This is a genomic window from Actinomadura violacea, from assembly GCF_017573465.1.
In the GTDB taxonomy this organism is placed as follows: domain Bacteria; phylum Actinomycetota; class Actinomycetes; order Streptosporangiales; family Streptosporangiaceae; genus Spirillospora; species Spirillospora violacea.
Genome location: NZ_JAGEPF010000015.1, coordinates 72301 through 84974, shown reverse-complemented (window position 1 = coordinate 84974; position 12674 = coordinate 72301). Strand labels below are relative to the sequence as shown.

The following is a 12674-nucleotide window of genomic DNA, read 5'->3' as shown; positions in this document are numbered from 1 at the left end:
ACTGATGAGGCAATCACGCGCCGTCGTGACCGGAGGGTCCGGATTCCTCGGCTCGCACCTGTGCGAGGCGCTGCTGGCCCGCGACATCTCCGTCGTCTGCCTGGACAACCTGCTGACCGGCTCGTCCCGCAACATCGCGCACCTCACCGACCGGCGGGACTTCCGGTTCCTGAGGCGCGACCTCACCGAGCCGGTGCACGTGCCCGGCGACGTCGGCTACGTCTTCCACCTGGCCTCGTCGGCGTCCCCGGCGGACTACCTGCGGTACCCGATCCAGACGCTCGAGGTCGGCAGCCAGGGCACCCGCAACGCGCTGGAGCTCGCCGAGGAGAAGGGCGCCCGGTTCGTGCTGGCCTCCACGTCCGAGGTGTACGGGGACCCGCTGGTGCATCCGCAGCCCGAGACGTACTGGGGCAACGTCAACCCGGTCGGCCCGCGCAGCGTCTACGACGAGGCGAAGCGGTTCGGCGAGGCGCTGACGTCGGCGTTCCGGCACTCCCGGGGCCTGGACGCCGGGATCGTGCGGATCTTCAACAGCTACGGGCCGCGGATGCGCCCCGACGACGGCCGGGCGATCCCGACGTTCCTGCGGCAGGCGCTGACCGGCGAGGACCTGACCGTCACCGGGGACGGCTCGCAGACCCGGTCGATCTGCCACGTCCACGACACCGTCCGCGGCCTCATCGCGCTCGCGATGTCGGAGCATCCGGGGCCGGTCAACATCGGCAGCCCCTACGAGATCTCGATGGCCGACCTCGCCGGGCTGGTCGTCGAGCTGACGGGGTCGCGGTCGCGGATCCGGTTCGTCGAGCGGCCGCAGGACGACCCGAAGGTGCGGCGGCCGGACACCGCGCTCGCCGAGGAGCTGCTGGGCTGGCGTCCGAAGTTCGGCATCGAGGAGGGGCTGCTGTCCACGATCGAGTGGTTCTCCCGCGAGCTGCTCATCGCCCGTCCCGCCTAGGCGGGCCCCGGGGTCAGGCCCGGAGGGCGGACAGCAGGTCGGCGAGGAGGCCGGCGGACGGGGGCCGGACGGGCGCGCGGCCCCCGCCGCCGTCCCCGTCCCCGTCCGCACGGCGCAGGCACCACCGCCACCACCGGTCCAGCTCGGCGGGGTCCAGCAGCGGCGGCTCGTCCCGCTCGCCCGCGGTGACGATCGCCGGCCACGACCAGGCGCGGGCCTGCGCGGCGACCTTCGCGCCGCCGGCGACCGGGTCGACGGCCAGGGCCGGGACGCCGTTCTTCAGCGCGAGGACGAGCCCGTGCAGCCGCGTCGTGACGACCACGTCGAGGCGGCGCAGCGCGGACTCCAGTTCGGCGGCCGTGGAGAACAGCCGCCAGTCGCGCGGGTCGAGCCGGGTGTCGAGCGACAGCCGCGCGCACTCGCGGCCCGCGAGCCACCCGGTGAGCTCGGCCTGGATCCGGTCGTGGCGGCGGCGCGTCCCGTACTCGTGCTGGCCGGGGGCGAGGACGACGCCCGCGACGGTCACCGGCCGGGTCTCCGGCAGCGCCGCCAGGTCGCCTGCGGGCTCGGCGCCCGGCGCGTCCCTCGGCAGGACGGCGTCGAAGCCGGTGACGGCGGGGTCGTCCGGGTCGATGACCGAGACGCCGACCGCGATCCGCCGGCAGCGCGCGTACCGCCGGTGCAGGTCCTCGACCTGCGCGCCGTGCAGCGGCCCGCACGCGAACACCAGGTGGGTGTAGCCGGCGGGGTCCGCGCGGCCGAGGTCGAGCCCGCCGGGCCGGAACACCGGGCTCCAGGCGAGGTCGCAGCCGGTCCCCGCTTCGTCGAGCGCCCGCCGGACGGCCTCCATCGCCAGGACGTCCCCCGCGGTGGCCTCGCCGTGCAGGAAGCTCGGCCAGCCGGTCACCAGGACGCGCACGGCCCACCGCGAGTCATCTCGTTCCCTTCCGTCGGTGGCACGCGGGTGGCTGCTACCCGGGGACGGCGCGGCCATGTCCGCGGCGGCGCCGGATTTGGCCGTCCGTGACGGAGCGCGGGGCGGCGCGTGGCCCGCCTCTCCCCGCCGTGACAGTTGAGACACCTGCCGGTTTACCGAATGGGGGCGGCGGGAACGGTACCGTCGCGGCCCACTCGCAGCCCAGGACCCGCCAGGCCCCTTGGACAGCGAGCCTGGGCCGCGCCAGGTTTCGCGGCGCGGCTCCCGGCCGGCAGTTGCGTGCGGACCGGGCCGTCAGCCCGTGAACGCCTGCGCGAGCGCCATCCCGCAGTAGGCGGCGCCGAGCCCGCCGGCGATGCTCGCGCCCGCGTTGAGGACGGCGTAGAACCGGGCGCCGTCCTCGGCCAGCCGGAGCGTCTCGTACCCGAACGTGGAGTAGGTCGTCAGCGCGCCGCAGAAGCCGGTCCCGGCGAACGCCATCGGCCCCCCGGTCGCGGGCAGCGCCGCCAGGAAGCCCAGCAGCGCGGACCCCGCCACATTGACGGTGAACGTCCCCCACGGGAACACCGAGTCGTGGCGCGCCTGCACGGCCCGGTCGGTGAGGTAGCGCAGCGGCGCGCCGAGCGCCGCCCCCAGCGCGATCAGCAGGACCGTCACGCCTCCCCCTCCATGCCGCGGCCCGTGTAGCGGATCACCTCGACCGGGTCGATGATCACCAGGCCCTCCTCCACCAGCTCGTCCAGCTCCGGCAGGAAGGCGCGGATCTTCCGCTCGGCGTCCACGATCACGATCACCATCGGCAGGTCCTCCGACAGCGACAGGATGCGAGAGGTGTGGATGCGGCTGGACGCGCCGAACCCCTCGCAGCCGCGCAGCACGCTGGCGCCGGCGAGCCCGGCCCGGTGCGCCCGGTGCACGATCTCGGTGTACAGGGGCCGGTGGTTCCACCGGTCGCTCTCCCCGACGAACACGGTCAGGCGCAGCGCCGGACCCTGGATTCTCATGACCGCTCCCTGGGACGCGCGCGGACGGCGAGACGGGTCAGCCGGACGCCCGCGAACACCGCGGCGAGCGCGGCGGCGAGCGTCCCGCCGAGATACAACAGTCCCACCGCGGGCGCCCCGGCGGACAGCGCCCTCTGGAAGTCGACGATGTGGGTGGAGAACGTGGTGTAGCCGCCGAGCACCCCGACACCGAGGAACGGCCGGACGAGCCGGTGCACCCGCCACGTCTCGGTGATCAGCACCATCAGCGCCCCGATCACCAGGCAGCCCGACACGTTGATGAGGAACACCGGCCACGGGAACTCGCCCGGCCGGTAGGGCATCGCCTCGGTGAGCCCGTAGCGGGCGAGCGCCCCGAGGACCCCGCCCGCCGCGATCGCGCCGAGCGTCGCCCAGGGGGCGCGGCGCAGCTCGAACCGCTGGCGCGGCACGCTGAGATCGACGTCGGGGTCGACGGGACGTCCGGTCACGGCATCGGGCACGGCACACTCCTACCAGCGGAAACAGCTGTCACCGGTAGGGACCGTTGGCGGATCGCACCGCGGTTCTCCCCCGTCGCGGGGACGGCGGGCCCCACCGCCGTGGCGCCTCTCCCCCCGGAGGGCGCGCGCCCAGTCTACCGATCACCGGCGGTGCCCCGGGCGCGGCCCCGCCCTCCCGGCCCGCCGGCACCGGTCCCGGTCGCGGGCTGGGCCGTCCCGTCAGGATCCGGGCCGGTCGACCTTGCCGCGCCATCCGCCCGTCTGCACGCCGCGCGACTCGACGAACGTCTTGAACCGCCGCAGGTCGTCCTTGACGCGGCGGTGCAGCGCCCCGGCCCGGTCGCCGGCCTTCTCCACGAGCCCCTCGGGATCGAACTCCATCTGCGCGGTGACGCGGGTCGTGTCGTCGTCGAGGCGGTGGAACGTCACCACGCCGGCGTGCGCCGGCCCCTCCGTGGACGTCCACGCGACCCGCTCGTCCGGCAGCTGCTCGGTGATCCGCGCCGCGAACCGCCGGGTGACGCCGGCGACGCGGACGGTCCAGCGCAGCGTGGTGTCGTCCACCTGCCGGACCTCCTCGACGCCCGCCATGAACCGCGGGAACTCCTCGAACTGCGTCCACTGGTCGTAGGCGACGCGGATCGGGACGGTGACGTTGACCGACTCGGTGATCGTGCTCACGGGGCTCCCCTTCGTCCGTCACCGCCCCGCTACCCGCCGCGCCTCCTTCTACACGGCGGCCCTCGACACGGGCTTGCCGGGCGCGGGCGGTTCCGCCGGTCCGTTGTGTGGGAGGCGGATCGCCGGGTACAGGAGGCGCAGCGATCCGCGTCCCCGCCCATCGCCGCCTCGGCAAAGGAGAAAGACCCCCATGACGTCGGCGCCCCCGTCCGGTCCCCCTCGATCCGACGTCCGGGTCCCCCGGTTCGGGGACGGCCAGGCCGAGCTCCTCCTGGCGGAGATGAGGCGCCTACCCCAGGACGATCCGCGCCGGGAGCGGCTGCGCACCCGGATCGTGGAGATGCACGTCCCGCTGGTGCGGAGCGTCGCGCGCCGCTACGCCAACCGCGGCGAGCCGCTCGACGACCTGCAGCAGGTCGCCTACCTCGGGCTCGTCAAGGCCATCAACCGGTTCGACCCCGACGTCGGCGACCGCTTCGTCACCTACGCCTACCCGGTGGTGACGGGCGAAGTGAAAAGGCACTTCCGGGACAAGACCTGGGGACTGCGGGTGTCGCGGCGCATCCAGGAGCTCCGGCCGGTGCTGCAGAGCACCGTCCAGGCGTTCACCCGCGAGCACGGCCGCTCCCCCACGACCCGGGAGATCGCCGCGCTGATGGAGATCAGCGAGGAGGAGACGGTCGAGGTGATCGTCGCCTGCGACGCCTACCGGCCGCTGTCGCTGGAGGCCCCGGCGGACGGCACCGCCGACGGCGACGCGGCGACGGTCGGCGAGCGGCTCGGCTCCGACGACCCGGCCCTGGAGAACCTCATCGACGGCGACGCGCTCCGCCCGCTGATCGACGAGCTGCCCGAGCGCGAGCGCACGATCCTGCTGCTGCGCTTCTTCGGGAACAAGACGCAGACGCAGATCGCCGAGCAGGTCGGGCTGTCGCAGATGCACGTGTCGCGGCTGCTGCGCGCGACGCTCGAGCGGCTGCGCGGCGGGCTGCTCGCCGAGAGCTGACCGGCGAGGGCCGGTCGGCTCTCGGGGCTTCGTCAGGGCTTCGGCAGCGCGCAGGACCTGCCCAGCACGACGTCGTTGCCCTTGCCGAGGCACCGCGCGAGCAGGTACGTCTGCTGGCCGTAGTGGATGCCGTGCCGCACGGTGACGTTCCCCTTGCGGTCCACCTCGCACGGGTTGTTCAGCGTGCAGCGCTCGCCGTCGTCATTGCCGGTGTTGTTGATGGCGACGACGCGGTGGCTGCGGGCGTCGATGACGGGCGAGCCGGACGTGCCGTGGATCGTCTGGCACTGCGGCGCGTACCGGATGGAGTCCTTCCATGTCCACCCGGCCTCGCGCAGCCGGTAGACGGTCGCGTCGGTCTTGCAGCCGTAGATGGCCTTCCAGTAGCCCGACACGATCCGGATCTCGGTGCCGTCGTGGGGCCGGGACGTCGACAGCCGCAGCGCCGGAACGCCGTACCGCTTCCGGATGGCGGCGTAGGTCTCGTCCAGCCGGTACACGGTGACGTCGGTGTCGGTCATGGTCGAGTACTCGACCTTGGTGGCCCGCAGCGTGCCGAGCGTCGAACGGCCGGTCCGGTCGAGGAGGGTGAACGTCCGGGTGGACGGCCGGTCGACGATGACCTGCCCCGGCTTCGGCATCCCGTTCTCCAGGCAGTGGCCGTTGGTGAGGACCAGGGCCTTGTCGGAGTCGTGCGAGCGCGGCCCGCGCACCAGCGAGCCCGAGCAGTTGCTGAGCGCGACGATTCCGGTGAAGTCGACCTCGCCGTGGCCGCGCGGGGCGGCCTGCGCGGTGCTCGCCGCGGCGGGCGGCGCGGCGGCGAGCGCGGCCCCGGCGAGGGCGAGCGACGCGGTGACGGCTCCGGCGGATCGTCGGTTCATGCGGGGTCCTCTCGGGCTGGCCGGCGGGAGCGCCCGGCCGGTGACGGCGCTGTCCCGGCGGATGCTAGATCAGCTTCGCCGCCGGACGAAGGACCGCCACACCGTACGATCGGCCCATGACCGAACCATCGCTGCGCTGGGGGATCCTCGGGACGGGCGGCATCGCCTCGGTGTTCGCCGAGGACGTGCTGCGCCTGCCCGGCCACGAGATCGCCGCCGTGGGCTCGCGCTCGCACGGCACCGCCGCCGCGTTCGCCGAACGGTACGGCGTCCCCCGGGCGCACGGCTCCTACGCCGAACTCGCCGCCGACGACGGCGTCGACGTCGTGTACGTCGCGACGCCCCACCCGATGCACTTCGAACCCGCGCGGCTGTGCGTCGAGGCGGGGCGGGCCGTGCTGGTGGAGAAGCCGTTCACCACCGGCGCCGCCGAGGCCGAGAAGCTCGCGGCGCTCTCCCGCGAGCACGGCGTGTTCGCGATGGAGGCGATGTGGACGCGGTTCAACCCGCTCGTCCGGCGGCTGCGCGACCTGGTCGCCGACGGCGCGATCGGTGACGTCACGGCCGTGTACGCCGACTTCTCCATCGCGGCGGAGTTCGACGCCGGGCACCGGCTGTGGTCGCCGGAGCTGGGCGGCGGCGCGCTGCTCGACCTCGGCTGCTACCCGCTGTCGTTCACCTGGCCGCTGCTCGGGCCGCCCGCGTCCGTGCAGGCCACCGCGTCACCCGCGCCGACCGGCGTGGACGCGAACACCGGCATCCTGCTCGGCTACGAGTCCGGCGCGATCGCGCTGCTGCACTGCGGGCTGCACGGCGACTCGCCGCACAGCGCCACCGTCGTCGGGACGCGGGGCCGGATCGACGTCGCGTCCCCGTTCTACCGTCCCGCCTCCATGACGGTGGTGCGGACGGGCGGCGACCCCGAGGTCCTCACCGCGGACATCGACGGCCACGGCTACACCTACCAGGCGGAGGAGGTCGCGCGCTGCCTGCGCGCCGGCCTCACCGAGTCGCCGCTGATGCCGCTCGACGAGACCATCGCGATCCTGCGCACGATCGACGAGATCAGCGCCCAGTTCGGTCAGTCGACGTCCACCCAGCCGTAGGTGCGCTCGACCGCCTTCTTCCACCCGGCGTAGCCCTTCTCGCGCTGCTCCTCGCCCCAGGTGGGCAGCCACCGCTTGTCCTCGTTCCAGTTCTGGCGCAGCTCGTCGGTGGTGTTCCAGAACCCGACGGCGAGGCCGGCGGCGTAGGCGGCGCCGAGGGCGGTGGTCTCGGCGACGACCGGGCGCGACACCGGGACGCCGAGGATGTCGGCCTGCATCTGCATGCACAGCTCGTTCGCCGTCACGCCGCCGTCCACCTTGAGGACGTCCAGCGAGACGCCGGAGTCCTCGCGCATCGCCTCGACGACGTCCTTGGACTGGTAGCAGATGGACTCCAGCGTGGCGCGGGCGAGATGCGCATTGGTGTTGAACCGTGACAGCCCGACGATCGCACCGCGCGCGTCCGACCGCCAGTACGGCGCGAACAGACCGGAGAACGCGGGGACGAAGTACACGCCGCCGTTGTCCTCGACCTGCCGGGCCAGGTTCTCGCTCTGCGCGGCGCCGGAGATGATGCCGAGCTGGTCGCGCAGCCACTGCACCGCCGACCCCGTCACCGCGATCGAGCCCTCCAGCGCGTACACCTGCGGATGGTCGCCGAACTTGTAGCAGACCGTCGTGAGCATCCCCGCCTTGGACCGGACGAGCTCCTCACCGGTGTTGAGCAGCAGGAAGTTGCCGGTGCCGTAGGTGTTCTTGGCCTCGCCGGGCGAGAAGCACACCTGCCCGACCGTCGCCGCCTGCTGGTCGCCGAGGATGCCGGTCAGCGGCACCTCGCCGCCGAGCGGGCCGTCCGCGCGGGTCACGCCGTACGGGTCGGGCGCCGAGGACGGCTTGATCTCCGGCAGCATCGAGCGCGGGATGCCGAAGAACGACAGCAGCTCCTCGTCCCAGTCGAGGGTCTCCAGGTCCATCAGCATGGTGCGGCTGGCGTTGGTGACGTCGGTGACGTGCACGCCGCCGTCCGTCCCGCCGGTCAGGTTCCACAGCACCCAGGTGTCCATGTTGCCGAAGACGGCATCGCCGCTCTCCGCGGCCTCCCGCACCCCGTCGACGTTCTCCATGATCCACTGGACCTTGCCAGCGGAGAAGTACGTCGCGGGCGGCAGCCCCGCGCGGTGCCGGATCGTCTTGCCGCGGCCGTCGCGCTCGAGCGCGGAGGCGATGCGGTCGGTGCGGGTGTCCTGCCAGACGATCGCGTTGTAGTACGGGCGGCCGGTGCGGCGGTTCCACACCAGCGTCGTCTCGCGCTGGTTGGTGATGCCGAACGCGGCCAGGTCGTCGTGGTGCAGGTTGGCCTTGTTCAGGGTCGTCTGCACGACCGCGCGGGTGCGCTCCCAGATCTCGGTCGGGTTGTGCTCGACCCACCCCGCCCGCGGCAGGATCTGCTCGTGCTCGAGCTGGTGGCGGGCGATCTCGTTGCCGCCGTGGTCGAAGATCATGAACCGGGTGCTGGTGGTGCCCTGGTCGAGGGCGCCGACGAAGTCGGCCATGCGGCTCTGCCTTTCTGCGCGGGGACGTGCGGTGCCTGGTGGTGCGGCGTCTGGTGGCGCGGGGCCGGTGGCGCGGCGCCGTCACTCGACGTCGTACTCGGGCCTCGGCTCGGTGCCCCCGGGCCCCTCCTCGGGAATGTGCCGGCCGATGAACAGGATGTACAGGCCGGCGCCCAGCACGCCGCCGATGATCGGCGCGACGATCGGCACCCAGAAGTAGAAGTGCCCGTACTGATCTCGCCAGGCGTTGTCGTACCCGGTGATGAACTGGGCGAGCCGCGGCCCGAAGTCGCGCGCCGGGTTGATCGCGTACCCCGCGTCCGAGCCGAACGCCATGCCGATCGCGACCACGACCAGCCCGATGATGAGCGGCGCCATGTTCGCCAGCGGCGGCGAGTTGCGCGCGTCGGTCAGCGCCAGGACCAGGAACAGCAGGATCGCGGTGCCGATGATCTGGTCGCGGAACGCGCCCCAGGTGTGCACCGGCAGCGACCCGTTGCCCGGCATGGTGGAGAACACGAACTGCGTCTTGGTGGTGTGCCCGGGGTCGAACTTGTCCAGGATCTCGCTGTAGTCCCACCGGACGATCAGCGCCGCGATGAACGCGCCGAGCGTCTGGGCGAAGATGAACGGGAGCACCTTCCGCCACGGGAAGCCCTTGAAGACCGCCAGCGCGACCGTCACCGCCGGGTTGATGTGGCCGCCGCTCAGCCGCGCCGAGACGTAGACGCCGAGCGTCACGCCCCAGCCCCACGCCCAGGTGATGGCGTCGTGGCCGCCGAGGCTCTGCGGAGCGCCGAGACCGCTGCCCGCGATGGCCTGCGCGACGACCCCCACCCCGAACAGGATGAGGATCAGCGTCCCGGCGAACTCCGCGGACATCTCCACGACGACGTCCGGGAGCCTTCGTGCTCGCGGCGGTGCGGCCATCTCTCCTCCTCGGGGCGTGACGCACGGCACAGCAGATGATCACTGTCCGCGTTCCTTCCCCGGTCGGCGGGCCCTACACGAACCGGTACCGGTCAGTGCCCCCGGAACGCCTCCGCCAGCCACCAGGACGGCCGCCCTCGCGCGATCTTCGCGTGCACGAGCATCGGCCGGTCGCGGGGGCCGGCCAGCCAATCGGCCACGGGCGCGAGGTCGCCCGGCCGCCGGACCGTCACCGCCGCGCAGCCGAAGCCGCGGCCGATCGCGGCCACGTCGGCGGGCGGGAACGTGACGGTGCCGAGCGGATGGCCGGACGGCCCGAAATGGTGGACCTCCGCGCCGTACGCCTCGTCGTCGTAGACGACCACCAGCAGGCCGAGGCCGAGCCGGACCGCGGTCTCCAGCTCGGCGGCGGCCATCAGCGCGCCGCCGTCGCCGAGCGCCGCCACGGTCAGCCGGTCCGGGCGGGCGACGGCCGCGCCGATCGCCGTCGCCAGGCCCAGCCCGATCGACTGGAACGCCTGCGTGAACACCAGGCCGTCGGCGTCGGGGACGTCCAGGAACATCGCCGGGTACCCCATGAAGTTGCCGGAGTCGACGGCGACGGTGCGCTCGCGCGGCAGCATCCCGTCCAGCGCGATCGTCAGCGTGCGCGGGTCGACGCGGGGGCCGCCGTCCGGGTGCTGGTCGTGCTCCTTGTCCTCCTCGTAGGGGATGTCCTGCCAGCGGCCCTCGCGGGCGATGCGGGCGGCGACGTCCTGCGTGCGGTACCCGGTGGCGGAGTGCCCGCGCGCGTCCAGCTCGGCGGCCGCGGCCCGCGCGGTCTCCGCGACGTCGCCGATGAGGCCGAGGTCGACCCGGTGGTGCGCGCCGAGCGCCCGGGCCTCCACGTCGACCTGCACGACCGTGGCGGCGCGGCCGACGAGCGCGCCGTGCCGGGTCGTCCACATGGTCAGCGAGCAGCCCCACCCGACGACCAGGTCCGCGCCGGCGATCAGCTCGGCCGCCGCGGGGGTGGCGAAGCCGCCGCTGACGTCCAGGCCGAACGGGTCGCCGGCGAACAGGCCGCGCGCGACCGCGGAGGTGGCGACGAGCGCGCCGCACCGCGCGGCGAGGTCGGCGAGGTCGCGGCCGGCGCCGGCCAGGCGCGCGCCCCGGCCGGCGATGAAGACCGGGCGCTCGGCGGCCTGCAGCGCGTCGGCGAGCCGGGCGACGGCGCCCGGCGGCGGCACCGGCAGCGGCGGCACCCGCACCGCGCGGGGCCGGTACCCGGCGCGCGTCCCGCCCCGCGCGTCGGCGGCGGGCAGCTCGGCGCCCTGCACGTCCAGGGGCAGCCCGAGCAGCACCGTGCGGCGCTCGGCGACCGCGGTCCGGCAGGCGCGCGCCACGTCGGCGAGCGCGGTCTGCGGCGAGTGCACCCGCTCCGGGACGGCGCCGACGGACGCCGCCAGCGCGGCCTGGTCGATCCGGAAGTTCGAGCGGACCGCCGACGCGGCCACCTCGCCGGCCAGCACCAGCAGCGGCGTACGGCTCTTGGCGGCCTCGGCGATGCCGGTGACGGCGTTGGTGAGGCCCGGCCCCTGGTGCACCGACACCACCCCGAGCCCGCCGCTCACCCGCGCGTACGCGTCCGCCATCGTCGCGGCGCCGCCCTCGGTGCGGGCGGCGACGAACCGGGCGCCGTGCGCGGCCAGCGCGTTGGTGACGTGGAAGTTGCCGCTGCCGACGACGCCGAACACGGTGCCGGCACCGAGCCGGGCGAGGGCCTCCCCCACGGCCTCCGCGACGATCATCGCTCGACCAGGGCCAGCACCCGCGCGGGGCTGCCGGAGCCGCCGACGATCGGCAGCGGCGCCGCGACCAGCACCGCGCCGCGGGCCGGCAGCCGGGACAGGTTCTGCAGCTGGGTGAGGCCGTACTTGCCCGCGCCGAGGAAGTAGGAGTGGCAGGGGAACGGCGGGTCGAAGGCGTGCGCGCCGCCCGCGTCGGTGCCGACCGTCTCCACGCCGAGCCCGAGCAGCGGCGTCTCCTCCGCCAGCCAGCGGGCGCACTCCGGCGAGATGCCCGGCGCGTGCGAGCCGTTCTCGTCGGCGTTCAGGAACGCCTCCGCGTCGGCGGAGCGCGCGTCCCAGCCCGTCCGGTACAGCAGCCAGCCGCCGTCGGGCAGCGGGCCGTGCGCCTCCTCCCACGCGCGGACATGCTCGATCTCCAGCAGGAAGTCGGGGTCGGCGGCGGCGTGCTCCGAGGCGTCGAGCACGACCGCGGGGGCGACGAGCCGCCCCGCCGGGACCTGCGCGACGTCCTCGCCGTCGCGGCCGGTCGCCCAGTGCACGGGCGCGTCGAAGTGGGTGCCGACATGCTCGCCGGTCGTGATGTCGTTCCAGTACCAGGCGGGGCCGCGGTCGTCGTACCGGCTGATCTCGCGCAGCGAGAAGGGGACCGTGTTCGCGAACGGCTCGGGCAGCCGCAGGATCGGCGTCCGGTCCGACAGCGGCGCGGTGAGATCGACGATCTCCACCGAGCCGCCGGCGAGGGCGGCGAGGAGCTGGTCGAGGACGGGCATCGTTCCTCCGGGCGGCGCGTACGGGCTGGGGGTCTCGCGCGGGGTCCCCCGAACGTATCGCAGACACCCCTGTTCGGAGGGTCACCCCGCGCAGGTGCGCCGTGCTATCCGATCAGCCCGCCCAGCCTTCCCTCCAGGACGACGAGCAGCTCGGCGAGCGCGCCCGCCAGCTCGTCGCGGCGCTCCGCGGGCATCCCCGACAGCAGCGCGGACTCGTATGCCACCTGGTCGGGCATGATCCGGTCGATCAGCGCGCGCCCGTCCGCGGTGAGCGCCAGGTGCTGGACGCGCCGGTCCCGCTCGTCGGGGCGCCGCTCGACCAGGCCGCGCTCCTGCAGCCGGCGGACCCGCTTGGTGACCGCGGCGCCGGAGGAGAACGTCTCGCGGGCGAGCCGGGTCGGGGTGACGCCGGGGCCGAGCCGGCGCAGCGCGGTGAGCACGTCGAACTCCGGCCGGACGAGCCCCTCCCGGCCGAGCGGGCCCTCCTGGGCCTGCTGCAGCAGCGCGGCGCAGCGGGTGATCCGCCCGATCACCTCCAGCGGGGAGGTGTCCAGCCCGGGATCGACGGCCCGCCACTGGCGGACCACCTCGGCGACCACGTCCTCCACGCCCGGCTCCCCCTCCGCGTGCCGT

14 protein-coding genes are annotated in these 12674 nt (G+C 74.1%); 3 read left to right on the top strand and 11 right to left on the bottom strand.

What is annotated here, in order from left to right; genetic code table 11:
- Positions 1–4: 4 nt before the first annotated feature.
- Entirely contained in the window at positions 5–961 is a 957-nt protein-coding gene (locus J4709_RS24415; protein WP_208244127.1) for an NAD-dependent epimerase/dehydratase family protein, read from the top strand.
- A gap of 13 nt (positions 962–974) precedes the next feature.
- Here J4709_RS24415 and J4709_RS24410 read toward each other — a convergent pair whose 3' ends face one another.
- From J4709_RS24410 to J4709_RS24390, 5 genes are all read right to left on the bottom strand, one after another.
- A complete protein-coding gene (locus J4709_RS24410; RefSeq protein WP_307801499.1) occupies positions 975–1880 on the bottom strand; it encodes a polysaccharide pyruvyl transferase family protein in 906 nt (301 codons plus the stop codon).
- Between the two features lie 312 nt (positions 1881–2192).
- Positions 2193–2555 carry a fluoride efflux transporter FluC gene (locus J4709_RS24405; RefSeq protein WP_208244125.1) on the bottom strand — a complete coding sequence of 121 codons (363 nt, stop codon included), beginning with the start codon at positions 2553–2555 and terminating at the stop codon, positions 2193–2195.
- The gene (locus J4709_RS24400; protein ID WP_208244124.1) at positions 2552–2902 is read right to left on the bottom strand and encodes a DUF190 domain-containing protein; all 351 of its coding nucleotides are present in this window, start codon (positions 2900–2902) and stop codon (positions 2552–2554) included. Before J4709_RS24400 ends, J4709_RS24405 begins: the two co-directional genes overlap by 4 nt.
- A complete protein-coding gene (locus J4709_RS24395; RefSeq protein WP_307801498.1) occupies positions 2899–3384 on the bottom strand; it encodes a fluoride efflux transporter FluC in 486 nt (161 codons plus the stop codon). The genes J4709_RS24400 and J4709_RS24395 overlap by 4 nt, the downstream gene beginning before the upstream one ends.
- Before the next feature lie 219 nt (positions 3385–3603).
- Positions 3604–4065: an SRPBCC family protein gene (locus J4709_RS24390; protein ID WP_208244123.1), complete on the bottom strand. Its 462-nt coding sequence runs from the start codon at positions 4063–4065 to the stop codon at positions 3604–3606.
- Positions 4066–4255: 190 nt separating this feature from the next.
- Here J4709_RS24390 and J4709_RS24385 point away from each other — a divergent pair, with 190 nt between their 5' ends.
- A complete protein-coding gene (locus tag J4709_RS24385; RefSeq protein ID WP_208244122.1) occupies positions 4256–5071 on the top strand; it encodes an RNA polymerase sigma factor SigF in 816 nt (271 codons plus the stop codon).
- A 32-nt stretch (positions 5072–5103) separates the two neighbouring features.
- Here J4709_RS24385 and J4709_RS24380 read toward each other — a convergent pair whose 3' ends face one another.
- A complete protein-coding gene (locus J4709_RS24380) occupies positions 5104–5952 on the bottom strand; it encodes a S1 family peptidase (RefSeq protein ID WP_208244121.1) in 849 nt (282 codons plus the stop codon).
- A 116-nt stretch (positions 5953–6068) separates the two neighbouring features.
- Here J4709_RS24380 and J4709_RS24375 point away from each other — a divergent pair, with 116 nt between their 5' ends.
- Positions 6069–7058: a Gfo/Idh/MocA family protein gene (locus J4709_RS24375; protein ID WP_208244120.1), complete on the top strand. Its 990-nt coding sequence runs from the start codon at positions 6069–6071 to the stop codon at positions 7056–7058.
- On the opposite strand, the gene glpK is transcribed toward J4709_RS24375, so the two are convergent.
- The 5 genes from glpK to J4709_RS24350 all read right to left on the bottom strand — a co-directional run bounded on the left by glpK (position 7034) and on the right by J4709_RS24350 (position 12649).
- A complete protein-coding gene (gene glpK, locus J4709_RS24370; protein WP_208244119.1) occupies positions 7034–8551 on the bottom strand; it encodes a glycerol kinase GlpK in 1518 nt (505 codons plus the stop codon). The two genes, J4709_RS24375 and glpK, sit on opposite strands and share 25 nt — an antisense overlap.
- A gap of 81 nt (positions 8552–8632) precedes the next feature.
- A complete protein-coding gene (locus J4709_RS24365) occupies positions 8633–9481 on the bottom strand; it encodes an MIP/aquaporin family protein (RefSeq protein WP_208244118.1) in 849 nt (282 codons plus the stop codon).
- Between the two features lie 92 nt (positions 9482–9573).
- Entirely contained in the window at positions 9574–11271 is a 1698-nt protein-coding gene (locus J4709_RS24360; protein WP_208244117.1) for a thiamine pyrophosphate-binding protein, read from the bottom strand.
- Positions 11268–12041, bottom strand: coding sequence for a cyclase family protein (locus J4709_RS24355; RefSeq protein WP_208244116.1), 774 nt, complete (start codon positions 12039–12041; stop codon positions 11268–11270). The genes J4709_RS24360 and J4709_RS24355 overlap by 4 nt, the downstream gene beginning before the upstream one ends.
- Positions 12042–12145: 104 nt before the next feature.
- Complete coding sequence (locus J4709_RS24350; protein ID WP_208244115.1) at positions 12146–12649, bottom strand: MarR family winged helix-turn-helix transcriptional regulator; 504 nt, start codon at positions 12647–12649, stop codon at positions 12146–12148.
- Positions 12650–12674 lie beyond the last annotated feature (25 nt).